The sequence below is a fragment of the Prolixibacter bellariivorans ATCC BAA-1284 genome, from assembly GCF_000621705.1.
GTDB lineage: Bacteria > Bacteroidota > Bacteroidia > Bacteroidales > Prolixibacteraceae > Prolixibacter > Prolixibacter bellariivorans.
Map to the genome: position 1 here is coordinate 179,696 of NZ_JHXO01000010.1, position 24,483 is coordinate 204,178.

Consider the following 24,483-nt stretch of genomic DNA (forward strand, 5'->3'; position numbering starts at 1 on the left):
TCGTTCCCCGTCTCTATATTAGTTGGTTTCTTTCACTTTTGCTTCAAGCGATTTTATCTTCTTATCCAAGCTATTCTTTGCTTTCAGCACCAGCGATAAATCGTATGCATTTTTGACAGCTTCCTTATCAAACGTTTCGAGGACGATGTAGTAATACCGTTTCCCGAGAAAAACAGCTTTTAGTTTCAGGTCGGTATGTTCGGCAATAAATTTAATGACATCGTCACTTTTTCCATCCTTGTATGAAACCTGCTCCCACTTCTTATCTAAAAACTCGCTGTGATGGTTATTGACATCATTTAGCGGAACACTGTCCGTTCTGGCATGCAACTTGCCATCATAAACCCGGATTGCTACGTGATTGAGCCATTTATCACCGTAATAGTTACTCGACAGGTAAATCCGGCCGCTGGCATCCAAATGCACCTGGATAAATGAACGAGCCCAGCTACGATTAACGGTTTGCCTCTTCGGAATATATTGCATGTACTCATCAAACTCGCCTTTCTTTGTTGTGAAATTCTTTGACAGCTTCTGAATCTGTTCATCCAGTGAATCGCGATTTGCCCGGAGTGTGATTAATTCGGCAACGAAAATGCGCTTTTTCATCTCACCGGCCTGCTTTATCTGAGCAACTGCTTCCGGATAGGTTGTCGCGATTGAATCAAGGCTCCCAACAGCTTTCGCCGTGTCGCCCTGCGAAAGTAGCATCTCTGCCCTGCTGATTTGTTGAGCCGCTTTTTCGGAAGGTGTCGGACCACACGAAACAAATAACATCGACATCAACCAAACGAAAAATACTCCACTGCTATATACTCGTTTCATACCTTGAAATTTTTCCTAAAAATACAATTTCTGCCCGACCCAAACGAAATATCCAAAAAGCAATGTGCCAAGCTCAGATAATTCTGGTTACATTTGAGATCGGTAAGAACTGGTTATGAAAATCTGTTTGCCACAGTTGTATATCATAATCGGTTCTGATAAAACAATGACCCGAAATGAAAAAGATTATTGTACTGGCAACGATTGCAATAACGTTGTTTTCATGTCACCCCAGCCGTCAGCGAGACGGCCAGATTTCGTTCCGTTTAAAAGATATTCACCAGCAGGATTATTACTACAAAGTGCACATTGCCTACCCACTGATTGAAAGCTATTGGTCGAACTGCCGGTTTGAAGACACTTTTAATCGTGAAATGACCAGCTTTGCCGACAGTACCATGGCTGAATTTGAAGGCAAACAACTGGCCGAAAAGAAACAAGTTGTCGATCAGGTGCGCGGAGAAAGCCCGAATCCCCGACCCGATTACCGTTACGAAATGTCGCTCACTCATCAATGGTTTAATATTTACAACGGGATGCTCAGCCTTCGTTTTAAAAAGTATGAATATGCTTTGGGCGCCCACGGAAATACCTGGTTTATCTGTTACAACTTTTCAGCATCCGAAAATCGTTTTCTCACCATCGACGACATTATTGACCGCTCTACACCAGAAAAATTGCAGGAGCTGGCCGAATTAATTTCACAATACCTTGACAATCCGGGCGATTGTTTCGCTGTAACAGCCGATGAGTTGGACAATGACTTTGAGAATGTCAATTTTACTAACGACGACATCATCTTTTCGTTTGCCAACTACCAGATTGGTCCATACGCATGTGGAACTGCTGTTGTTCGTATTCCAATCGACGTATTGAAGAAGAAAGATTTGATACAACCGGACTTTTTAAAAATGTTGCATCCCGAAAATTAAGATAACAACTACCATTTCATAATACCATCTGATTTCGTCATCAGAAGCTTCATTTCCTCATCACAAAGGTTTATTACCTTGCGGAGAAAATTTTTCCTGATCATGGTAACACTAACTCAACTCGAATACATTGTAGCCGTTGACACTTATCGTCATTTTGCTACAGCCGCTGAAAATAAATTCATTACGCAGCCTACGCTGAGTATGCAAATAAAGAAAATGGAAGATGAGCTGGGCGTCATCATTTTCGACCGGAGCAAACAACCTATTATTCCTACCGACGTTGGACGTAAAATTATCGAACAGGCCCGGCAGATTTTATTCGAAGCAAACAAAATTCACAGCATTATAGATGATTTTCAAGGCGAGGTAAGCGGAACCCTTAAGATTGGGATCATTCCCACGTTAACTCCTTATGTCCTCCCACTTTTTATCGGCGAATTCTCGAAAAAATATCCAAACATCGATATTTATGTGGAAGAATATTATACACATATTATCGAGGAAAAGCTGAAAAAAGACCAACTGGACGTGGGCATAGTCGTTACGCCGCTTAAGGATAAAAACATTCACGAAGACCCGCTTTTTTACGAAGAGATGAAAATCTTCTCGCATCGCGGACATCCCATTGCCAAGAAACAGACCATCTCGGTAAAGGACATTGCCTCTCCCGACATCTGGCTACTTGATGATGGCCATTGTTTCCGCACTCAGGTTATCAACCTCTGCCGGATGAAAAGCCAGGTGCAGTCCAAGCTCCCCTTCCATTTTGACGGAGGTTCGCTGGAAACCATCATGAAAATTGTTGAGCGGGAAGGTGGTTATACGCTGATTCCGGAACTAGCGGCCGGATTTGTTCCTCTTACAGCTCCGGTAATTGTCCGGAATTTCTCTGATTTGACCCCTTTGCGGGAAGTCAGCCTGATTTATGCCCGCAATTTCGCCAAACATAAATTAATCAGTGTTCTTCGGGAAGAGATCATTCAGCAAGTACCTAAATCACTCAGAAACAAGGAGCGCGGAACCATCGTGGAATGGCGCTAATTTTTTTGATCTTTTTATTTGTTGTTTGAGAAATATGTTATTTCTTTGCATCGCTCAAAACATAAGGGCAATCAAGCCCAATTGAGCCATTCAGTATTTTGAATGATTAAACCGGTCCTTAGTTTGGAGCTTAAAAAAATCTATTTATTTTTGCAGCGCCAAATAAAAGGCAAGCATTAGGAGGCCCGTTCGTCTAGGGGTTAGGACGCCAGGTTTTCATCCTGGTAACAGGGGTTCGATTCCCCTACGGGCTACAATAGGAAGTCATTTTCGGAAAAACCGGATTAATGCTTTCCAAATCAGGAAAAAACGTTATTTTTACAGTCCCCAATTTAAGGGACGTTGAATCAAGGAGGCCCGTTCGTCTAGGGGTTAGGACGCCAGGTTTTCATCCTGGTAACAGGGGTTCGATTCCCCTACGGGCTACTATTTAAAGACACGTAATTATTTAGGGAAATGGCAAATCATAAATCAGCAGCAAAGAGAGCAAGACAATCAGAAAAGCGTCGTTTGGAAAATCGTTATTACGCTAAAACGATGCGTAATGCAGTTCGTAACCTGCGTTCAACCAGCGAAAAAGAAGCCGCATCGGACATGTTACCGAAAGTTTCTGCCATGCTCGATAAACTGGCTAAGAAAAATGTCATTCACAAAAACAAAGCGGCTAACCTGAAGTCAAGCCTTGCTTTGCACGTGAACAGCTTGTAAGATATTTCTAATCTATATTTCAGCTCATCCTTCAAAAAGGGTGGGCTTTTTTTGTTTTGACCGCTTACTCCGTTCTCCATTTAGATTACATTTTGTAAATTAGTTTAAAGCTAAACCTGAATGGAAGAATACCGTAAACTCAGTATCAAGGACTGGGCGGTCGAAGATCGCCCCCGCGAAAAACTTCTCTATCGTGGACTTGCCTCCCTTTCCGATGCCGAATTAATTGCCATTCTTATTGGATCGGGCAATAACGAAGAAACTGCCGTTGAATTATCCCGCCGGATTTTAGGTTCCGTAAAAAATAACCTGAATGCGCTGGGAAAGCTTGATGTAGAAGCTTTGAAAAAATTCAAGGGAATAGGCGAAGCAAAGGCCATTGCCGTGATCGCTGCGTTGGAACTCGGCCGACGTCGGAACCAGTCGGGAGCACTGAAAATGCAACAAATTACCTCGAGCCGGGATGCAGCTAACTTCTTACAGCCTGTTATGGGCGATTTATCTCACGAAGAATTCTGGATTCTTCACCTCAACCGTCATAATAAGATTATTCATTACGAGCGAATCAGCCAGGGTGGCCTGACCGGAACCGTAATCGATGTGCGTGTCATTCTGAAAAAAGCCCTCGAAAAACTCGCTACTTCCATTATTATCGCGCACAACCATCCGTCAGGAAATTTGCAAGCAAGCGACTCCGACCGTAAAATAACCAGACAACTTAGAGATGCTGCTAAGCTAATGGAAATTCCGCTGCTCGATCACCTCATCATTACTCAAACCGGCTATTACAGCTTTGCCGATGAAGGAATCCTCTAAAACATAGTAGTATTTTTTTACTTTTGTGATAAACTGAGACTTTGACCGTGATTCTCATCTACAGCAATAATCTTAGTCCCCGACTGAACTATACGGTCAGGTATATTTTCAATGATCTCATTCCGACGACTTTTCAGGTGACTAATGACCCGGATTTAGTCACCCGGTTTAACGGTCCTATCATCAACTACTCAGACAACAATGAATTGCCGGGATTGCACATCTTTCCTCACGGCTTACTCTTCTCTGAGAAACTTGTAGACTTCGTTCCGCAAATCGATAATTCCGGTGAAATCCCATTACTTTTTCCTGTTTCAACCAGCGGCAAAAGCGAGTTGACATTCGACGTATTCGCTGCTGTTTTCTGGATGGTTTCGCGGTACGAAGAATATTTCCCGAAAGGAAAAACGGATATTCACGGACGTTTCCGTGCCGAAGCCTCTTTCGCTTTTCAACATCATTTTCTCCAGCGCCCTGTTGTTGATTTATGGGCAGAATTACTGGCAGATGCCATTGCGACGAAATGGCCGCAATGGGAAAAACCGATGCGCCGCTTTCGCTATATATCGACGATTGATGTGGATAATGCATACGCCATTCTGCACAAAAGTATGCTACGCAAGATGACAGCCTCATTTCGTTCGATTATGAATCCTCGAAAAAACAGGCCGATTTCTGTCCGAAAAGAAGTGTTGAAAGGTCAAAAACCAGACCCCTACGACACCTATGCCGAAATGGAAAAGATGCATGAAACCTACAATGTGGAAGCTGTTTTCTTTTTCCTGCTAGGCGATTACGGAAAGTTCGATAAGAATCTCTCCTATCGGAATGTTAATTACAGGGCACTTATCCGGGATACTTCCAAGAAAGTCCCGGTAGGAATTCATCCTTCGTATAAAGCTTCTGGGGCGCATAAAATGCTGGAAACCGAAGTCAAAAGACTCAGCAAGATTATTGGCGAGTCTCCTTTCCGCAGCCGTTTTCATTATCTCCGGCTTACATTTCCGCAATCGTACCAATGGCTCATCGATACCGGAATTAAGGAAGATTATACCCTCACTTACCATTCGCGCGCTGGATTCAGGGCCGGAACCTGTACTCCTTTCCGCTTCTACGATTTGTCATCGGAAAACGAAACCAATTTGAAAATATTCCCGACAACGGTAATGGAGGTTTCGCTGAAACAGTATCAGGAACAAACTCCCAAAGAGGCAATCGAAACAATCAACCGATTAATGATGGAGGTAAAAAAAGTGAATGGTACCTTTGTTTCATTGTTCCACAACGAATCGTTGAGTGATTCGGGCGAATGGAAAGGTTGGAAAAAAGTCTTCAAATCGATGTTGAAAAAGGCGGGTGAACTTCGTGATGAATAAAAATCAAACAATCAACTATATTCCGTATGACAAGTTAGATGTCAAAAAATGGGACACATGCATCGATAACGCGGTGAACGGAATTATCTATGCCTATTCCTGGTACCTCGATATTGTCGCCGGAAAATGGGATGCATTGGTGATAGGAGACTATGAATATGTGATGCCGTTGGTTACAGGACGCAAATTTGGGATATCGTATTTGTACCAACCTTATTTCACACAGCAATCGGGCATTTTTTCTTCCAACCTGCTGAACGCTGAAGTTGTCAGTAAATTTCTCCAGGCAATTCCACCCAAATACCGGCTAATCGAAATCTCTCTCAACACTTTCAACACACACAACCGCCTTGCCCATTTCGAAACAGAAAGGCGTGTGACGTATCAGCTCGATTTAATTCAGCCTTACCAACAGTTGTGTGCAGCCTATAAAATCAATACCATCCGAAATATCCGGAAGGCACAACGTAACAATGTTTTTATTGACGAAAATATTGACCTGGGCCTCTTCATGCGATTTACCAGGGAACATCTCCGGAAAAAAGCGCCAGAACTAAAGAATGATGATTTTCTTCGCTTGCAAAAACTGGTCAGTTACTGTATTCGCTACGGAAAAGGGAGAATCAGCGGTGTTTACTCCGATCACAATGAGCTGCTGGCTACCGTCTTTTTTGTGTGGTCGCATCACAAACCCATTCTGCTTGTTTCGGCCAGTTCTGACGAAGGCAAAAGGCAAAGTGCTATGTTCATGATGATCGACCAGTTTATTCAGAAATATTCGGGTAGCCCTTACACGCTCGACTTCGAAGGATCGACCATCGAATCGGTGGCCCGCTTTTACGCGGGTTTTGGCGCTATTCCAACCGAATATTCATTTATCCACCGGAACAGACTTCCTCTTTTTTTGAAATGGTTTAAACAGTGAGTCCGATTCACACGGAAGATCATTTTTTATTATTTTCGCATAAAAATTCCATGATCCACGTACTTGGCGAAAACAATTCCCTGTTCAATCAGTTCATTTCTGAGATTAGGGACGAGGTTGTACAGAAAGATTCATTGCGGTTCCGCCGGAACCTCGAACGTGTAGGAGAGATTTTTGCCTACGAAATCAGTAAGCATCTCGATTACAAAACGCAAGATGTAACCACTCCACTTGGGGTGGCAAAAGTCCCCATGGTGGTGCAGCAACCGGTTCTGGCAACCATTCTGCGTGCCGGACTCCCCCTTCATCAGGGATTACTTAACTATTTCGACAAGGGTGAAAACTGCTTTATTTCGGCTTATCGCAAATATGACGAAAGCGGTGAATTCCATATCGAGTTCGAATACATTTCGTCTCCATCTGTCGACGACAAAATCGTCATACTTTCCGACCCGATGCTGGCGACCGGTGCTTCCATGGAAATTGGTTACCGGGCATTACTGGAAAAGGGCACGCCTAAACATGTCCATATGGTTTCAGTAATTGCCAGTCAGGAAGGTGTTGATTACCTGATTAAAAAAATGCCGCATAATAATTACACACTTTGGATTGGTGCTATTGATAAGGAGATGACGCCAAAATCGTATATCGTTCCCGGACTAGGCGACGCAGGAGACCTGGCTTACGGAATTAAAATCGATTCGAAAAAGACACACAACCGGTAATTATTTTTACACCGGAATAACTCATACAAAAACCGTTATGCCTGGCTAACTGCTTAGGCATGACGGTTTTTTCATGAAAGTTTCTCCACTCGGGAGTTATCCGGACATTCCGAAACCATCTGACTGATGGTTTTACCCGTAATCGGATGAATTCGATTTGGATAGAGTTCATTCAATGGTTCCAAAACAAAACGCCGTTCGGCCATCCGGGGATGTGGAATAATTAGAGTTGGTTCATTCATTACCTGATCTTCTACGAAAAGAATGTCCAAATCAAGCGTTCGGGCTGAATAACCATTGCCCTTACGTTCACGCCCGAAATATGTCTCAATCGAAAAAAGTTTCTGCAATAATCCCTGCGGAAGCAGTGTAGTTTCTATCGTGACAACCTGATTCAGAAAAGGATCGGAGTCAAAACCCCATGCCTCAGTTTGGTAAAGCGACGATTCCTGTATAATCTGGCCCGCTTTTTCGACCATCTGCACCTTTGCTTTATTAAATATTTCCAGCGTGTTACCAACATTCCCGCCCAAAAGTATATCAACCTGAAGCATTCGTTTTGATTTTTCTGTAATAAAAAGCTGCACAATAATACTTATTTTAAGACGATTAATTTTAAATTCAGTTTTCGGTCAAGACAAATTCAGGTTCTATCGATATACGTGTTTCATTGTCACCGGAAACATTTCTTATTGAAACAATTACTATACACCTAAATTCAGTAATATGAATAGTTTTTGGAAAATTTTCCTTGCCTCTTTACTGGCAATATTTGTTGGAATTATCCTCTTCTTTTTTGTTTCTATTGGCTTTCTGTCGTCGCTGGCTTCATTTGCCGAGTCGACTCCACAGGTTGCCGATAATTCGGTTTTAACCTTGAAACTGAATAACCGCATTGTTGATCGTAAATCGAATAATCCGTTTGAGGACATGGATATTCCATTCCCCGGAGTAAGTACGAGCCCGACCACCGGACTCAATCAGATATTGCGTTCCATTAAAAAAGCCAAAACAGATGACCACATCAAAGGTATTTATCTGAATCTTTCGGACATTGGCGCTGGCTATGCTACCATTGAAGAAATCCGCGATGCCCTGAAAGATTTCAAATCATCTGACAAATTTATTTACGCTTATTCTGATAATATTTCTCAGAAAGCATATTACCTCGCAACGGTTGCCGACAGCTTAATCATGAATCCCCGAGGCATGTTCGATTTCAGGGGACTCACTGCACAACGGACTTTTTACAAAAAAGCCATGGATAAGTTCGGCATCGATATGCAGATTATTCGCGGCCGGAACAACAAGTTTAAATCGGCGGTAGAACCCTTCATGTACGAAAAAATGAGTGAAGCCAACCGCGAACAAACCAAGGTGTACCTTCACAGTATTTGGAATCATCTTCTTCAGGGAATTTCCGAAACGCGTAATATATCGATCGATTCGCTTCAGGCTTATGCCAATGAAGTACAGACTTTCCGCATGCCGCAAAAAGCATTAAGCGAAGGCTTTTTCGATAACCTGAAATACAAGGATCAGGTACTCGCCGATCTGCGCTCGCTGACTGGTGTTAGCGAAAACAAAGATATTCCCAGCATTGGACCCGGCAAGTACGACAAAGTACCGGAGAAACATGATGGTAAAGGACTGGCGAAAAACAAAATTGCCGTGATTTACGCCCAGGGAGAAATCGATCCGGGAAGTGATGGTTCCTACTATATCGACTCCAGGAAAATATCACAAACGATTCGAAAAGCCCGTCAAGACTCAACCATCAAGGCTGTTGTTTTCCGTGTCAACTCTCCCGGAGGAAGCGCCTACGGCTCTGAAGTTATCTGGCGCGAAGTGGAACTGACACAAAAAGTAAAACCGGTTGTTGTTTCCATGGGTGATTTAGCTGCTTCAGGCGGTTACTACATCTCCTGTGCTGCCGGTACCATTATGGCAGAACCGACGACCATTACTGGTTCCATTGGTATTTTCGGAATGATTCCCAACTTCCACGACCTCTTGTCGAACAAAATTGGAATTACCTTCGATGAAGTAAATACCAACGCACACTCGGGTATGCCGACTGTTAGCCGGGCTATGACACCTTTCGAGCACGACCTGATGCAGAATTACGTAGAGAAAGGGTACGAACTGTTCCTGAAAAGAGTGGCTACCGGACGTGATACCACCAGTCATTACATCGATGGCATTGGTCAGGGGCGCGTTTGGACTGGTGAGAATGGAAAACAAATTGGTTTAGTCGATAAGTTCGGTGGTTTGAATGATGCCATCAAACTGGCCGCCAGCCAGGCCGGGGTTGAAAATTATCGCATTAAAGAGTTACCGAAAGAGAAGGACCCGTTTGAGGAGCTGCTGAAAAACTTCTCGACTGCGGCTAAAGTGAAAATGTCTGAATATGTATTGGGTGACTCATACAAAACCTGGGAAAACATCAACCGTGTTTCGCACATGAACGGTTTATACACAATGTTACCCTACACGCTTGAAATCCGATAAAAATTCAATTAATTTTGCCATATAAAAAGGAGAACACGGGTTGTTCTCCTTTTTTTCTGTCTTGATAAAATAGTAACTTAGTCTTCTTCGCGAAACGTTCATTCGCGACTGAATATTACTGGTTACTTCGGATATAAAATACGCGTGAAAAAACTGATACTCATACCGCTTTCCTGGTTGTATGGCCTTGTTGTCGCCATCAGGAACCGACTCTTCGAAATGGAAATCCTCCATTCGAAGGAGTTTTCCATACCTACCATCTCGGTTGGAAACATTGCGGTGGGCGGCACGGGAAAGACTCCACATACCGAATACCTGGTCAGGTTACTTTCCCAGGAATTCAAAGTGGCAACGCTCAGCCGGGGATACAAACGTAAAACCAAGAGTTTTCACATTGCCCGCGTCGATTCAACCGTAAGCGAAGTGGGCGACGAACCCCTGCAAATCAAACAGAAGTTCCCGGAGATAACCGTTGCGGTCGACGAAAAGAGGGTACACGGAGTGGAAGAGTTACTCAAATCGGAAAAACATCACCGTCCGGAAGTCATCCTCCTCGACGATGCTTTCCAGCACCGGTACATCAATCCGGGCGTAAATATTCTGCTTACGGAATATAGTCGCCTGATTACGCAGGATCATCTGTTACCTTACGGAAGACTACGGGAGAGAGCGTCGAACCGCGTACGTGCCAACATCATTATCGTGACCAAATGCCCGGGCGAACTCAAACCCATCGACGAGCGCATCATCACGAAAGAACTCGATATAAAACCATTTCAGAATCTTTTCTTCACAACGCTGGAATATGGTGCTCCGGTTCCGGTTTTTCCCGGCAAGGTAAAAGAGGCGTATTCGCATATCAATTCGGCCGTGTTGCTGGTAACCGGAATTGCCAATCCGAAACCGTTGAAAGATTATCTGCGGCATCACACCATCGAAATTCACGAGCTCGCATTTAGCGATCACCGTAATTTCACCAATAAGGACATGGAACGGGTGGAGGAACGCTTCATTGAAATTCAATCGCCCCGGAAAATAATCATCACCACCGAGAAGGATATGATTCGGATTAAAGGGTTGAACCATGTTCCCGATATCGTAAAAGAGAGTTTACATTATATTCCACTGGAAATTAAATTCCTGAATGACGACAAAAAGAATTTTGATCGAAAAATACTGAACTATGTTAGAGAAAATAAAAGCAACTTCGACCTATATTCAAGAGCAAACCGGGTATGAGGCTGAAGTAGGAATCATCCTGGGAACAGGATTGGGCGGTTTGGCAAAGGAAATCGATATCGAGCATTCGCTGAATTATTCCGATATCCCCAACTTTCCGGTTTCGACCGTTGAAGGACACGCCGGAAGACTGATTTTCGGACACCTTGGCGGGAAGAAAATTATCGCCATGCAGGGACGCTTTCACTTTTACGAAGGATATTCCCTTCAGGACGTTACTTTCCCGGTACGTGTATTACGAATGCTGGGGGTACGTAAACTCATCGTTTCCAACGCCAGCGGCGGATTGAATCCCAACTACAAAGTGGGCGACATTATGATGCTCACCGACCACATCAACATGTTCCCGGGCAACCCGTTGATTGGCCCCAACATGGAAGAACTGGGACCGCGCTTCCCCGATATGAGCGAAGCCTATAATCTGCACCTGCGGAATCTGGCCCGCAAAATTGCCCTGAAGAACAATATTAGTCTGGAAGAAGGTGTATACGTTGGAGTAGCAGGACCGACCTTCGAAACACCGGCTGAGTACAAGATGTTCCGCACGCTGGGTGGAGATGCCGTGGGTATGTCAACCGTGCCGGAAGTGATTGTAGCCCGCCACATGGATATCGATGTTTTCGGAATTTCCATTGTGACCGACAGTGGTGTGCCCGGCGAAATCGTCGAGATATCGCATGAGGAAGTTCAGGAAGTAGCCATGAAAGCCGAACCGAAACTTTCACTCATCATCCGCGAACTGATACGGCAGATGTAAATATCCTCCAGGGAAACCAAAACGGAGAAAATTATACAAACAACCGCACCAACTTATCCGGAGGTAAGCACCTTCGGATATTTTTTTGTTTACCTTTTACTATTCTAATGCTGATTAAAATAATTTTTAATCATGGTTAAATTATTTTTTAATCCTGATTAAAGCTAAAAATAATCATGATTAGAATTAGAAAAGGTAAGTACCTCTAATATAAGATGTGCAGATGTTTTCGGCAGAACGTCAGCTTCCGAGGAGCAAGAGCAGGATACCGGCGAGGATTCCGAACAGCAAAACGAATTTGCGCCGTATGTTTTTCTCACGGAAAAGAACAGCTCCCAGGGCAAACGTGATAATCACTCCTCCCCTGCGCAAAGCGGAAATAACCGAGATTAACGAGCCATCCAGCGAAAGCGCATAGAAATAAAGAAAATCGGCGGTAACCAGAAACAGTCCGATGAACGGAATACTCCAGCGCCACTGAAACGGGGTGTTCTTTTTTCGGCGCGGGTACCAAAGGAACAGTAGTACTGGTAACAATAAAACGACTTGGTAGATGGAGAACCACGCCTGTACGGCCATCCGGTCGAAGTGGCGGATGAGGAATTTATCGTACAAGCCGCTTACCGCGCCAAGCAATGTTCCGGCGATAATGAACAGTACCCACTTGTTGGTGCGAAAGTGAATTCCCTCGGTTTTCCCCGCCAGGGAAAACAGGTAAAAGAAAAGGAGTGTGACCGACAACCCCACCCACTGCAGGGGCGAAAGGTGCTCCGAATATATGACAATGGCACCAACGAGTGTCCAAACCGGCCCGGTAGCCCGGATGGGCGTCACAATGGTGATGGGCAGATGCTTCATGGCAAAGTAGGCAAACAGCCACGACGAAGTCACAATCACGGCTTTGAGAAAAATATAGCCATGCTGCTCAATCGGAATGGAGGGAATGAAAAAGAGGGAGTGACCAAATTCTTCAGGAGCGAAATGGGATAGCAAGAGCAAAGGTACAAACAACAATGCCGAAGTAACGGTCGAAAAGAAGAGCACCGGAATAACGGCATTGTCTCTCAACGACCACTTCTTAAACACATCGTATGTACCCAGGAAAAGCGACGATATCGCGCCAAAGATTGCCCACATAATCTAATCAATTCGAAGCCACAAAAATAGTGGGTATCATCTAGCGAAGTATCAACCGGATTTTATGGAATGGTTAATAAAAAAGGAGACCCCATCTGAGACCTCCTTTCATAAAAATACCTATCATTTGCAATTAGAAGGGGAATTCGTCCTCCTTCAAATCTGATTCTGCTTTTTCGGTTTCCGGCTTCTTCGCCTCCAGATGCTCCGGGTTCCCATCGACATAAATGGCTTTGTGCGGCGTAACCGGACAAGCATGTTCGCAGGCACCGCAACCAACACAAATATCTTCGGTTACTTCCGGAATAACCAAATCACCGTAAGGGACCATATGCACTGCCTTCGTGGGACAATGCTCCGAACAGGCACCACAGTCGGTTCCGTCGGTTTCCACAATGCAATTGGCCTTGATGAAATGCGCTTTGCCGATTTGCGTCACATGCTTCTGTTCCACCGTTAGTGGCTTAATAGCGCCGGTAGGGCAAACTTCACCGCAAGTGGTACAATCGAAGTTGCATAATCCCGCATGGAAATCCATATGCGGCTGCAACATACCGGCCAGACCGTATTCCAGGAATGACGGCTGCAACACCTTGCTGGGACAGGCACTCACACAAAGTGAACAGCCGGTGCAAATGTCATTGAATCGTTCGATGCTCTCGGAGCCCGGAGGTGAAACTGCATATTGCTTGTTTTCCGGAATCTTTCCTCCGTTGCTGGAATGAACAGTCGAATCTTGTTGAACGGTGGCTGCTGCCTGCACTTTCTTTACTGAAGCGAGCCCTGCCATAGCTGCCATTCCGACTCCGGCTGTAAACAGGAAACTACGCTTGCCCATTTGCGGTCCCTTCGGTTCGGCAACCATCATATCCACTGGTTTCAATTCAACCGTTTTTTCTTTCTTCCCTTTGCGGGAAATCCGGTAAACAGCTGCATCTTCCGGGCAGGTATCGATACAATTATAGCAAGCCACACAGCGGCTGTAATCAATCGTTTGGTGTTTGATACTAATGCATTCAGCCTTGCAAACACGCATGCACTTGCCGCATTGTGTGCAAGTATCGTGATCTAATTCAATCTTGAACAGGGAATATTTCGACAGAAAACCCAACACGGTTCCAACCGGGCAAACACTGTTACAATACAACCTTCCCCGGTTGAATGCCATGACAATGACCAGGATGAAAAACAGCAATGTAGTTCCCAGAACAGTCAACTGTATCGGTGCCAGGTCATATTGGTAAAGAATCGAGTATACATCGGCCGATGAAAGCGCGGCTGCGCCCAGGTTATTCACCCAAACCACGATGGGTTTGAACAGATAGGAAGCGATTCGCCCAAATAAACTGTACGGATCGAGCAAGGTCAGAAAAGTAATTCCTCCAAATAGCACAACCAGTAACAAAACCCCCAAAATAGAGTACCTTGTAATGGTCCATGCCTTACGAAATTTGTAACGGTGTTTCTTCTTCACCTTCCGGGAAAACCAGGAAACTACATCCTGTAGAATCCCCAACGGACAAATGGCCGAACAGTATACCCGGCCAAACAGAAGCGTCAGCGCTAAAACGGCTATTAATCCCCATGCAACCACACCAGCTACCGTAATGGTTTTCAGCAAAGCCGGTACAAACTGCAGCGAAACAGCCCATTGATAAAAAGCCTCGCCGAAAGTACTCCGGAAATCAATGAATACAGCCGAGAGTAACAGAAAAAAGAACAGGGCCAGTACGACCCTGATTTTTTTTAATATGGATAATTTCATCGAATCTTATTCGTTAGGAAAATCAGCTAGAGAAAACGTTACACGACAATCCGCTTAATCTTAAGTTTGCTCAGATCCATGGTACCAAACCCGGCTTCACTGGCAAGCTTGATGTGATTGATTTTTTCCGGATCCATGCCCAAAAATTTGGCTGCGGCCGAATCAATGGCTACAATGTCTGTGGAAATTAATTGACTCTTCAAAGTCACCACGTCATCCAGCGAAACCCCTACCGGGCCATTCTGCTTCATCATGCGGTAGGCATCCACCACATTCAAATCGGGCTTGCGGAAATGCAGGAAGTCGGCGATACACTGGTGTAGGTCGTTCTTGTGGTAATAGCCTCTATCCCACACACATCCCATGAGGTTCTTCATGGCAATGGTCGCCCTGGACGAGCTGTGATTCTTCAAAACAGGTACGTTGATAAACACGTCGGTATCGAGCATCAACTCATGAACATCCGTCTGCTTCAGCTTGACGCCTCCCGTTACACTCACTTGTTTATAATATTTCTCACTGTTACCAGGAACCATCTTTCCTCCTGCTTCAGCTACTGCCTGCTCAATTCCCGAGTGTTTGTAACACTTAGACCATTCGTGACAAGTATGGTCGAATACCAATACCTCTTTGGCTCCGGCATCCAGGCAGTGCTCAATAATTCTTTTTACCAGTTTCGGATTGGTGTTTCCAGCTCTTTCCGGCGTCCGGTCCCAGCCAATATTCGGTTTTACCAAAACACGTTGTCCGGGCTTCACAAAACGGGACATCCCTCCCAATGCAGCAATTCCCTTGTCGAACATTACGTCAGGCTCTCCCCCACGAATGGCCACAAGGTCAACATCTGTCTCAGCCTCAGCCGCCAGTAAACTGTTGGCTCCGCCTAAACTCAGGGCTGCTCCGGTTGCTACGCCGGCGCCCACACTTGATCGAATGAAATCTCTGCGCTTCATAGTTTGGTTCAATTTATTTCAGACTTAAAACTAACGAAAAAGATCATGTCAATCATACATTAAGTTCTATGAGCCACTGATTTAGAACTAGTTTAAATATATATAAACCTTCATACATGTTAATTGATGCGATCGGTTAGTACACAGGTCTTTCGGAAGGATTTAGTTTGTCCCGATGGATTGAAGGCCTCGACGGCAATAATGTATATTCCCAACTCAGCCAATTGGTGATCCTCTTTTCGTCCGTCCCACACAAGTTCGCTGGCTGAAGCCAATAACGCATTATTGCTCAGCCGCCGGATTTCGCGGCCAGCCGTATCAAAAATCCGGATGTTGGCTACCCATCCCGGTTCCCCGGGAGAAAGGTGAATGATTAGTCGATCGTTGTAACCGTCGTCGTTTGGCGAGAAGATTTTGGGCTCAACCTTCAGCCACTCGGCAATCGACTCATCCTCTGCAAACGATGAATTGGCATATCCTGGTGTCGCGAATCCCGCTGTTGCCGCCGCCGAATGCCAGTTATCCCGCTCGCTAACTTCCCTCGAAAAACTCTTCCGCTCCAGCGAAACACCCGATTCGTTTGCCACTAATGGATGATGCATAGAACGATTATAGCTGAACTCCTCCAAAACTTCCTTTCGCCGATTCAACAAAACTACTCTCCCGGCATCGTCCGGAAGTGAGGGAAATTCATCCATTTCGACAAAACACCCGGGACATTCGGTAAAATATTGATCTAATACAGATTCTGTATTGATTGACAGAACCACGTAACTTCCCGCATCCAAACTTCGTGGCGCATCAGCTATCAATGAAACCTGCTTCAGTGCCAGCGAATCGTTCCGGGTGGCAAGATAAAGGCCACTCAAATCGACTGCCTCAGAAGACGTATTATATAGCTCCACGAAATCAACTCCGTCCGAATATGGATTGAACAAGACCTCGCTCAATTTCAGTTCACCCGGATGTAAAAAACGATAGGTGAAATCAAAATCTCCACCCGCACTTTGATTGCCACACTCATCCGCGAAAGCGGAAAGGTGAAGCGTATAAGCCCCTCCTTCCTGAAATGTTCCTTCAGGGAAGAAGAGTTTGACCAGCTGATTATTGGCAACAACCGCACTATCAACATGAAAATCCTTTCCGGGAAAAGAAATATCCGGCGAAGCCGAAAGCGACTCGCTGAACCAAACCGATAATTGTTGATCCGATTCTACCCGAATGCCCAACACCTGAGGCGGAATTTCATCGGGGTTGGTCTGCTGCATTGGATTAGCTGCGCCCGGCATTCCACCTGCCATAGCCACCGAGGCCATCCAGTTTCCGGAGGAACCGCACAACCGATTGGGATCGATTCGTTCCAACGACCAACCACCATCCCTTTTTTCTGCGTCGAACAGATCATTGCGGTAATACATCGAATCCAGTAATTCACCTTTGTCTGACAAGAGTGTCAGAGCGAATTCGCTGTTTCGTAGCGACAGGCCGGGAATTTCATACACCGTTCCGTAATCACTCAACAACGTGCTGTCGCCGGTTCCAACCAACAAAACATAGCTTTCGGGAGCCATGATAAACGGAGGTAATTCCTTTTCCGAGTCATCGATGTGAAGCTTCCAGCCTTCCATTTTTGCAGGAAATCCACTATTATTGAATAGTTCGATAAACTCTGCCTCCGGCAATCCCTGCGACGGCGATGGATCGGCCACTACTTCCGTGAAAACGATATCACCCAATTGGGCCGGCAAGGCAAACGGAAAAACGATAGTGGTATCGTTTAAAGCAAAACCTTGTTCATCGGAAATGGAATTGATTGCTAACCGTAACTCCCAATCCGTCGGCGGTTCGATTTCCAAAAAAACGGCAGCAGGATAAAGTCGCTCCGAACGAACATGACTGATATTCACAGGAGTATTATGACTACTTTCCAATGTATACTTTTGCAAAGAAAGCGCATCATTAATCATTTTCTCGGAGAATTGCACTTTGATTGCCTGTGGAGATACAGCAGTAACAGTTCGGATAAAAGGAGATGTATTCTCAAAATCAACCACAATATCGTCGAGCCAGAATTGCCCACTATGTGATGCGGTAAATCGAAAATATGCACCCGTGGCCTGCATGATCAACGAGGGAGTTTCTTCCACTTCTTTATATTCTGCCGACCAGCTACTGCGACTTTTATCCCGGTAGGAAAAATGCCAGATACCTTGTGATGAATGAGAAATTTTCAATATCACTGTCTTTCCCTCGTCCCAAACCATCCGGGTTTTTAGAATTTCCTCCGTCGGTTCTCCGTTTTGAAACCGAACCAGCGTCAGGCGGTTGTCTTTGGCCATCAGGTTAACACCAGCCACATAGCCTGAAGCAACAGACAATTCGGTCGTATCGGCGCAAAGCCAAAATCCGAAAGCTTCATCGTCTGCAGGAGCCCAGTCGCCATTGGAAAGTGTTACCTGCCAGCTAAAGTTGCCGGCATTCAAATCGATTTCATCAATGGAGTGACTGATATAACTTTCTCCACCCCGACCAAACACAAAATGACGTAGTGAGTAGTCTCCGTTGACCACTTGCTGACTCTCCAGGGCCCAGCTTTGACAGGTTCTCCAGCTATCAAGATGCCCGCTTTCGAAGTTTTCGAGGAATAATGTTGCAGAGAATAGATTGGTCAACTTACAAATTGTAAGTAAAATAATCGTAAACGTTGATCGCATGGTAAGGTTATCGTTAGGAAAAAAATTAATTTTGGCGTTGTAGCTGTGTCTCGATCAAGTAAATCAGACAATGTTATATTCAAGTTAGTAAATTCAGTAGTATTATGAAAGTAGCAATTGTTGGTGTTAGTGGTGCTGTCGGACAGGAGTTCCTTCGGGTACTTGCCGAGCGGAATTTTCCGATGGATGAACTGGTTTTATTTGGCTCTGCCCGGAGTGCAGGCCGGACCTACGAGTTTAAGGGAAAGAAACTGGTGGTGAAGGAACTGAAAGAAGGTGACGATTTTAAAGACATCGATATTGCACTTACATCTGCCGGAGCCAGTACTTCGAAGGCTTTCGAAGAAACGATTACCAAGCACGGAACGGTGATGATTGATAATTCCAGCGCATTTCGCATGGACATTGACGTGCCGCTGGTTGTTCCGGAGGTAAATCCGGAAGATTGCAAAAACATGCCGCGCCGGATCATCGCCAATCCGAACTGTACAACCATTCAGATGGTGGTTGCGCTGAAAGCGATTGAGAAGCTGTCGCATATTACCCGGGTTCACATTGCCACTTACCAAAGTGCCAGTGGTGCGGGTGCATCGGGCATGGCCGAACTGGAAGAGCAGACAAAAGAGGTCGCGAACAACCAGGACCCAACGGTCGAGAAATTCCAGTACCAACTGGTCAACAACGTGATTCCGCACATCGACGTTTTCCTCGACAACGACTACACCAAGGAAGAGATGAAGATGTACAACGAAACGCGGAAGATTATGCACTCCGACGTGCAGGTTAGCGCCACCGCTGTCCGTGTGCCGGTTATGCGTTCTCACTCCGAAGCGATCTGGGTGGAAACCGAAAAGGAAATTTCAGTTGATGCCGCACACAGAGCTTTTGAAGAAGCTGAAGGAATTGTTGTTATCGATAATCCGGCTGAGAAAAAATACCCAATGCCTTTATACCTTTCGGGGAAAGACGAAGTATTTGTGGGCCGTATCCGGAAGGATATCAGCAACCCGAAAGGCCTTACCTTCTGGACGGTTTCCGACCAGATTCTAAAGGGTGCAGCACTGAATGCAGTTCAAATTGCTGAATATTTAGTTAAAGAAGGCATTGTTAAATGACAATCGAAATTCGATTATCAAATACGAAAGACGCTATCTAACTCCCGGGGACGCCATGATCATTTGATCATGCGCCGTCCACTTCCCGGGGAAGCTGTGAGCAAAAGTCCATGAGTCGTTTCCTTCCCGGCAAAGCCGTGATCAAAAGTCCATGAGCCATTTTCTTCCCGCCAAAGCCATGATCAAAAGTCCACGAGCCATTTCCTTCCCGGCAAAGCCATGATCAAAAGTCCACGAGCCGTTTCCTTCCCGGCAAAGCCGTGATCAAAAGTCCACGAGCCATTTTCTTCCCGGCAAAGCCATGATCAAAAGTCCACGAGCCATTTCCTTCCCGGCAAAGCCATGATCAAAAGTCCACGAGCCATTTTCTTCCCGGCAAAGCCATGATCAAAAGTCCATGAGCCATTTTCTTCCCGCCAAAGCCGTGATCAAAAGTCCATGAGCCATTTCCTTCCCGGCAAAGCCATGATCAAAAGTCCACGAGCCGTTTCCTTCCCGCCAAAGCCGTGATCAAAAGTTCCGCCCGCTAATTTTTTCTTTTTTCAGATAGTCGTTTTTTTTAATGACAACTTTTCAAAGGCAACCGGCTTCATTATTTTACAAAAAATGAAAAGCGCCGTATATTTATCAACCAATATTCCTTCCGAAACGAGCATTGAAAAACACAATACCTTTGATAACAAGGATGATTGTCAGGTAAATCCTTGTTATATTCTTGAGAATTATTGATATTTTCATCCCCGCTAAACCAAAAGAACCTTGTAAGTAGTTACGGATGAACGATTAGTGAAGGAGGCCCCTATTCTCGAAAGATGGAAATGAAATCGCTTGCACTCTTAATACTATCCTTAGGAATTATATTCTTTGGGCATATTCCCGCTGCACTGGCTGTGCAGAATGAAATGAGTTTTGACTATTTCTCGCAGGAAAATGGTCTGCCCGATAATCATATTCAAATCATCTATCAGGACCACGAAGGTTGGATGTGGTTTGGTACCAGCCAGGGACTAAGTCGTTTCGACGGCTATGAGTTTACCAACTATCAGCATGCGCACTCCGATAGTTTGAGTTTGAAAGGCATCCTGGTGCGTGCCATTTTCGAGGATAAGAAAGGGAATCTTTGGGTAGGTACCGAAAACGGGGGATTAAACTATTTCGACCGTCAGAAGGAATGTTTCTATCATCCGTACGAGAACAATCCGCTTTTCAAGGGACGAGACGTTTCCATCAACGATATTCTGGAAGATAAAGCCGGAAACATTTGGCTGGGAACCAACAATAACATCTACATCATTGACAAAGATGGTCAGCTGAGTGCGCTGAACTGGCAAACCAATGGCAAAACGTATAACCTGAGCGGAGAGCACGTCCGGATTGTTCAGGTCGATCAGGACGGGAACATTTGGGCAGGAACCAATAAAGGCGTATTCATCGTCAACCCGCAGAACTACACCATTACACCGTTGAAGCTGCCGCTGACAAAAGGCAAGACTGATGAAATTTGGGAAATATTCCGCGACAAAGACGGAACGATGTGGATTGGAACTTACTCCAACGGTGCCTTTATTGTCAATCCCAAAACATGGGCCATCAAACCGCTGGAGTTGAAGCCAGAGTACGAACGAACGGAAACTGTGCGAACTATTTCCGTCGATGCTTTTGGTAACTACTGGATTGGAACCCGGGGCGGCATTTATGTTTATAACAGGAAAAACGGAACCAAAGCATTTTACCGCCACGACGACCGTGAATATACAAGTCTGATCAACAACTCTATTCTGGACATTTTCAATGACAAGCGGGGGGAAACCTGGATTGGCACGCGGGGCGGTCTCAACCTTTTGGCTAAAAGCAAACAGGTATTCCGGAATTTTAGTGCCCACCCTTCCGACAAAAGCCATAAATTCCTGAACAGCGGTATTGTCTATGCTTTGTGGATGGACTCATTGAAGAACATCTGGATAGGAACCGAAGATGGCGGTGTGAATATCTATCATCCGAAAACCGGTCGGTACAGCTATCTGATGACCCAACCGGGAGACCCGCAGAGCATTTCCCGGAATTGTGTCAAAGCTTTCCTGGACGACAAAAAAGGCCATCTGTGGATTGGAACTTTCTTAGGCGGAATTGATGTTCTCGATAAGAAAACCGGAAAAGTTATTCAGCATTACCAGCATGAACCATCCGATTCACGAAGTCTGACGGACAATAAAGTTTTCTCCCTGCTGCTCGACAACAAAGGGAACATATGGGTAGGAACCATGAGTGGTATCGACCGGTTCGACCCGAAAAGAAAGGTCTTTGTCCATTATCCGCAACTGGCGTATAACAAATTCGTTCGCTGGGTCAGTATGGATTCGTCCAACAATATATGGCTGGGCACCGAAGATGAAGTGGTGATTTATAATCCCGAAAGCAAAAAGATAAAACGCTTCAGCGACAACACGCAGGCTTTTCTGGAAGACTCGAGAGGCCGATGCTGGCTTGCGACCCTCGACCGCGGACTTGCACAGTATTCACGCCTGAGCGGACCGATTCGGTATTACGGTGTGAAGGACGGACTAACCAACAACCAGGCGTTGTGCATTCTGGAGGACGACAATCATAAACTTTGGATCAGTACCTCAAACGGCCTTTCTAAATTTAATCCGGAGACCGGCGTATTTCATAATTACACAAGCAAAGACGGCTTAATCAACAACCAGTTTTCGTACGGAGCGGCATACAAAGCCTCCGATGGTGACCTTTTATTCGGAGGAATTTCCGGATTCAATATGTTTAACCCGGCTGACGTGAAAATTGATGATAAAAACGTTCCACTGGTACTGACTTCGTTGAAGGTTTTCAATAAGAATGTCAAAATAAGCTCCGGTAAGAAGGCGATTCTGAAGAAGAGCATTTCAGAGACCAAACATCTGACACTGCACTACAACCAGAATGTGTTTACGCTGGAATTTGCAGCCCTCAATTATATCAACAGCAAAAGCAACCTTTACAGTTATTACCTGGAGGGTTTTGATAAAAACTGGAGCGACCCTGGCATTAATCGTACCGCTACTTACACCAACCTCGACCCGGGTGATTACACGTTACACATCAAGCGGGTCGTTCCCGGAGTGAAGAATAATGCAAGTGAGTTGAACCTAAAATTGACTATCCTGCCCCCCTACTGGAAAACTGTCTGGTTCAGGATTCTTATCCTAATCACCATTGGAGCGCTGATATATTTGCTCATTCGTTTCTTCATCTATCGTGAAAAAATAAAAAATGAGTTGGTCATCGAACGAGTGAAAGCCCGAAAAATAAGGGAGCTGGATAGCATGAAACTGAAATTCTTCACCAATATTTCACATGAGATCCGAACGCCACTGACGTTAATCATGGCCCCGCTTGAGAAGTTGAAAAACGAAAAGGTTCCTCAACAGGAATTGAAGAATTACCTGGATGTCATGTACCGGAATACCACCCATCTGAACCGGTTAATCAATCAGTTGCTTGACTTCAGAAAACTTGAATCGGGTAACCTAAAACTGGAACTTTCGCAGGGAGACATTGTTCGGTTTGCAGCCGACATTGTCCATTCATTCGACGGTTTAGCAGAAGATAAAGAAATCGACCTTCGCTACAATGCACTGAAAAAAAGGCTGGTCGCTCGTTTTGATGCCGACAAAATTGAGAAAATACTGAACAATTTACTTTCCAATGCCTTTAAATTCACCAATAAAGGTGGGAAAATTACCGTCAACCTTTCGCTGGTATTCGATTCGGATGAGGATGATTTAACCAACGAAAATCCGGACAAAGAGTACATCGAGTTTTCGGTTCGCGATAACGGACAAGGTATTTCCCAATCAAACGCTGCCAAAATCTTTGACCGCTTCTTTCAGTCGAGTAACGACAAAGCCGAACAAACAGGGACAGGCATCGGTCTGGCTTATGTAAAAGAACTGGTGCAACTGCACAAAGGAAAAATATTCCTGGTAAGTAAACCGGGCAAAGGCAGTAAGTTTACTGTACGAATCCCCTACGAAAAGGAGATTCGGGTATCTGAGTATCCCAAAGAAATTACATCACCCGAGAATACGGTACAGGTACCGGTAGAGAAAAATGCTGAGCAAAATCTCGATCCAATTCATTCCAATATTTTATTGGTGGTGGAAGATAATCCGGATGTGAGAAATCTTATTGCCGGTCATTTCACAGACAAATATCGGGTTATCCAGGCCAAAGATGGTAAAGAAGGGTGGAAAGTAACATTGGATACCGTACCAGATGTCATCATCAGCGATGTATTAATGCCCGACATGGATGGCTTCGAATTCTGCAGAAAGGTAAAACTGGATGAGCGAACATCACACATTCCGATCCTGCTCCTGACAGCTCTTCATTCCAAGGAACACGAAATGAAAGGCCTGTCGGCAGGTGCTGACGATTACATTACCAAACCTTTCGATTTAGCCATTCTTCAAACAAAAATTGAGAATATGCTCTCGGTTCGGAATTCCCTCAAGGAAAAATATTCGGGGGAAATCACCTTACAGCCGAGAAACATCGTTATCTCTTCTCCCGACGAAAAATTCCTCCATAAAGCAGTGGAGGCTGTCGAAAGCAACATTTCGGATGCAGAGCTGGATATCGAAAGGTTTGCACAGGAGGTTGGAGTTAGCCGGATGCAACTGTATAGAAAACTTCACGCGCTGACCGATATGACTGTCAAGGAGTTTATTCGAAACATCCGACTAAAACGCGCATCGCAATTACTACAACAGAATGGGATGACCGTCAGTGAAATTGCCTATGCAGTTGGTTTTAAGGATTTATCCCATTTCCGGAAATGTTTCCGACAACAATACGGAATGAATGCAACCGAGTATAGGCAGAAACATGAATCCGATATCAGGAATTAATCGAGGCTTATAGAAGTAAAAGATCCATGCTCAT

The 24,483-nt window shown here is 44.9% G+C and carries 18 protein-coding genes and 2 tRNA genes; 14 read left to right on the forward strand and 6 right to left on the reverse strand.

Translation table 11 applies throughout. The features are described 5' to 3' along the window. Positions 1 to 18 precede the first annotated feature (18 nt). On the reverse strand, positions 19 to 825 hold the full coding sequence (locus tag T426_RS25215; protein WP_051538498.1) for a hypothetical protein: 807 nt from the start codon (positions 823 to 825) through the stop codon (positions 19 to 21). A 176-nt stretch (positions 826 to 1,001) separates the two neighbouring features. Here T426_RS25215 and T426_RS0114145 point away from each other — a divergent pair, with 176 nt between their 5' ends. From T426_RS0114145 to upp, 9 genes are all read left to right on the forward strand, one after another. After that, the gene (locus tag T426_RS0114145) at positions 1,002 to 1,757 is read left to right on the forward strand and encodes a DUF3298 and DUF4163 domain-containing protein (RefSeq protein ID WP_025863049.1); all 756 of its coding nucleotides are present in this window, start codon (positions 1,002 to 1,004) and stop codon (positions 1,755 to 1,757) included. 102 nt (positions 1,758 to 1,859) lie between these two features. Further along, entirely contained in the window at positions 1,860 to 2,801 is a 942-nt protein-coding gene (locus T426_RS0114150) for a hydrogen peroxide-inducible genes activator (RefSeq protein ID WP_025863048.1), read from the forward strand. 182 nt (positions 2,802 to 2,983) lie between these two features. Beyond that, a tRNA-Glu gene (locus tag T426_RS0114155) sits at positions 2,984 to 3,055 on the forward strand. 100 nt (positions 3,056 to 3,155) lie between these two features. After that, positions 3,156 to 3,227 (forward strand) — tRNA-Glu (locus T426_RS0114160). Between the two features lie 30 nt (positions 3,228 to 3,257). After that, positions 3,258 to 3,509: a 30S ribosomal protein S20 gene (gene rpsT / locus T426_RS0114165; protein ID WP_025863047.1), complete on the forward strand. Its 252-nt coding sequence runs from the start codon at positions 3,258 to 3,260 to the stop codon at positions 3,507 to 3,509. 120 nt (positions 3,510 to 3,629) lie between these two features. Then, positions 3,630 to 4,325 carry a RadC family protein gene (radC, locus tag T426_RS0114170; protein ID WP_025863046.1) on the forward strand — a complete coding sequence of 232 codons (696 nt, stop codon included), beginning with the start codon at positions 3,630 to 3,632 and terminating at the stop codon, positions 4,323 to 4,325. A 47-nt stretch (positions 4,326 to 4,372) separates the two neighbouring features. After that, complete coding sequence (locus tag T426_RS0114175; protein ID WP_027585879.1) at positions 4,373 to 5,701, forward strand: polysaccharide deacetylase family protein; 1,329 nt, start codon at positions 4,373 to 4,375, stop codon at positions 5,699 to 5,701. Beyond that, entirely contained in the window at positions 5,691 to 6,626 is a 936-nt protein-coding gene (locus tag T426_RS0114180; RefSeq protein ID WP_157604999.1) for a hypothetical protein, read from the forward strand. Before T426_RS0114175 ends, T426_RS0114180 begins: the two co-directional genes overlap by 11 nt. Positions 6,627 to 6,676: 50 nt before the next feature. Then, positions 6,677 to 7,351, forward strand: a complete 675-nt coding sequence (gene upp, locus T426_RS0114185) for a uracil phosphoribosyltransferase (protein WP_025863043.1) — start codon at positions 6,677 to 6,679, stop codon at positions 7,349 to 7,351. A 71-nt stretch (positions 7,352 to 7,422) separates the two neighbouring features. Here upp and folK read toward each other — a convergent pair whose 3' ends face one another. Then, positions 7,423 to 7,905 carry a 2-amino-4-hydroxy-6-hydroxymethyldihydropteridine diphosphokinase gene (gene folK, locus T426_RS0114190; RefSeq protein ID WP_025863042.1) on the reverse strand — a complete coding sequence of 161 codons (483 nt, stop codon included), beginning with the start codon at positions 7,903 to 7,905 and terminating at the stop codon, positions 7,423 to 7,425. A 172-nt stretch (positions 7,906 to 8,077) separates the two neighbouring features. Here folK and sppA point away from each other — a divergent pair, with 172 nt between their 5' ends. From sppA to T426_RS0114205, 3 genes are all read left to right on the forward strand, one after another. Next, positions 8,078 to 9,862 (forward strand): signal peptide peptidase SppA, encoded by a 1,785-nt coding sequence (gene sppA, locus T426_RS0114195; protein WP_025863041.1) that lies wholly within the window; start codon positions 8,078 to 8,080, stop codon positions 9,860 to 9,862. Positions 9,863 to 10,006: 144 nt separating this feature from the next. Then, the gene (gene lpxK, locus T426_RS0114200) at positions 10,007 to 11,101 is read left to right on the forward strand and encodes a tetraacyldisaccharide 4'-kinase (protein WP_025863040.1); all 1,095 of its coding nucleotides are present in this window, start codon (positions 10,007 to 10,009) and stop codon (positions 11,099 to 11,101) included. Next, the gene (locus T426_RS0114205) at positions 11,046 to 11,858 is read left to right on the forward strand and encodes a purine-nucleoside phosphorylase (RefSeq protein ID WP_025863039.1); all 813 of its coding nucleotides are present in this window, start codon (positions 11,046 to 11,048) and stop codon (positions 11,856 to 11,858) included. The genes lpxK and T426_RS0114205 overlap by 56 nt, the downstream gene beginning before the upstream one ends. Positions 11,859 to 12,098: 240 nt before the next feature. Here the strand turns inward: T426_RS0114205 and T426_RS0114210 are convergent, their stop codons facing one another. From T426_RS0114210 to T426_RS0114225, 4 genes are all read right to left on the reverse strand, one after another. Continuing rightward, complete coding sequence (locus T426_RS0114210; RefSeq protein ID WP_025863038.1) at positions 12,099 to 12,995, reverse strand: EamA family transporter; 897 nt, start codon at positions 12,993 to 12,995, stop codon at positions 12,099 to 12,101. A gap of 133 nt (positions 12,996 to 13,128) precedes the next feature. After that, complete coding sequence (locus T426_RS26205) at positions 13,129 to 14,760, reverse strand: 4Fe-4S binding protein (protein WP_025863037.1); 1,632 nt, start codon at positions 14,758 to 14,760, stop codon at positions 13,129 to 13,131. A 38-nt stretch (positions 14,761 to 14,798) separates the two neighbouring features. Then, positions 14,799 to 15,713 carry a DUF362 domain-containing protein gene (locus tag T426_RS0114220; RefSeq protein ID WP_025863036.1) on the reverse strand — a complete coding sequence of 305 codons (915 nt, stop codon included), beginning with the start codon at positions 15,711 to 15,713 and terminating at the stop codon, positions 14,799 to 14,801. A gap of 119 nt (positions 15,714 to 15,832) precedes the next feature. Then, a complete protein-coding gene (locus T426_RS0114225; RefSeq protein ID WP_027585882.1) occupies positions 15,833 to 18,427 on the reverse strand; it encodes a lamin tail domain-containing protein in 2,595 nt (864 codons plus the stop codon). A 104-nt stretch (positions 18,428 to 18,531) separates the two neighbouring features. Between T426_RS0114225 and T426_RS0114230 the strand changes: the two genes are divergently transcribed. Next, the gene (locus T426_RS0114230) at positions 18,532 to 19,542 is read left to right on the forward strand and encodes an aspartate-semialdehyde dehydrogenase (protein WP_025863033.1); all 1,011 of its coding nucleotides are present in this window, start codon (positions 18,532 to 18,534) and stop codon (positions 19,540 to 19,542) included. A gap of 812 nt (positions 19,543 to 20,354) precedes the next feature. Next, positions 20,355 to 24,449: a two-component regulator propeller domain-containing protein gene (locus T426_RS0114240; RefSeq protein WP_025865146.1), complete on the forward strand. Its 4,095-nt coding sequence runs from the start codon at positions 20,355 to 20,357 to the stop codon at positions 24,447 to 24,449. The last annotated feature ends 34 nt before the right edge of the window (positions 24,450 to 24,483 follow it).

Coding starts and splice junctions, on each gene's coding strand:
- T426_RS25215 (WP_051538498.1), bottom strand. CDS start 825: ATGAAACGAGTATATAGCAGTGGAGTATTTTTCGTTTGGTTGATGTCG.
- T426_RS0114145 (WP_025863049.1), top strand. CDS start 1,002: ATGAAAAAGATTATTGTACTGGCAACGATTGCAATAACGTTGTTTTCA.
- T426_RS0114150 (WP_025863048.1), top strand. CDS start 1,860: ATGGTAACACTAACTCAACTCGAATACATTGTAGCCGTTGACACTTAT.
- rpsT (WP_025863047.1), top strand. CDS start 3,258: ATGGCAAATCATAAATCAGCAGCAAAGAGAGCAAGACAATCAGAAAAG.
- radC (WP_025863046.1), top strand. CDS start 3,630: ATGGAAGAATACCGTAAACTCAGTATCAAGGACTGGGCGGTCGAAGAT.
- upp (WP_025863043.1), top strand. CDS start 6,677: ATGATCCACGTACTTGGCGAAAACAATTCCCTGTTCAATCAGTTCATT.
- folK (WP_025863042.1), bottom strand. CDS start 7,905: ATGCTTCAGGTTGATATACTTTTGGGCGGGAATGTTGGTAACACGCTG.
- sppA (WP_025863041.1), top strand. CDS start 8,078: ATGAATAGTTTTTGGAAAATTTTCCTTGCCTCTTTACTGGCAATATTT.
- T426_RS0114205 (WP_025863039.1), top strand. CDS start 11,046: ATGTTAGAGAAAATAAAAGCAACTTCGACCTATATTCAAGAGCAAACC.
- T426_RS0114210 (WP_025863038.1), bottom strand. CDS start 12,995: ATGTGGGCAATCTTTGGCGCGATATCGTCGCTTTTCCTGGGTACATAC.
- T426_RS26205 (WP_025863037.1), bottom strand. CDS start 14,760: ATGAAATTATCCATATTAAAAAAAATCAGGGTCGTACTGGCCCTGTTC.
- T426_RS0114220 (WP_025863036.1), bottom strand. CDS start 15,713: ATGAAGCGCAGAGATTTCATTCGATCAAGTGTGGGCGCCGGCGTAGCA.
- T426_RS0114225 (WP_027585882.1), bottom strand. CDS start 18,427: ATGCGATCAACGTTTACGATTATTTTACTTACAATTTGTAAGTTGACC.
- T426_RS0114230 (WP_025863033.1), top strand. CDS start 18,532: ATGAAAGTAGCAATTGTTGGTGTTAGTGGTGCTGTCGGACAGGAGTTC.
- T426_RS0114240 (WP_025865146.1), top strand. CDS start 20,355: ATGGAAATGAAATCGCTTGCACTCTTAATACTATCCTTAGGAATTATA.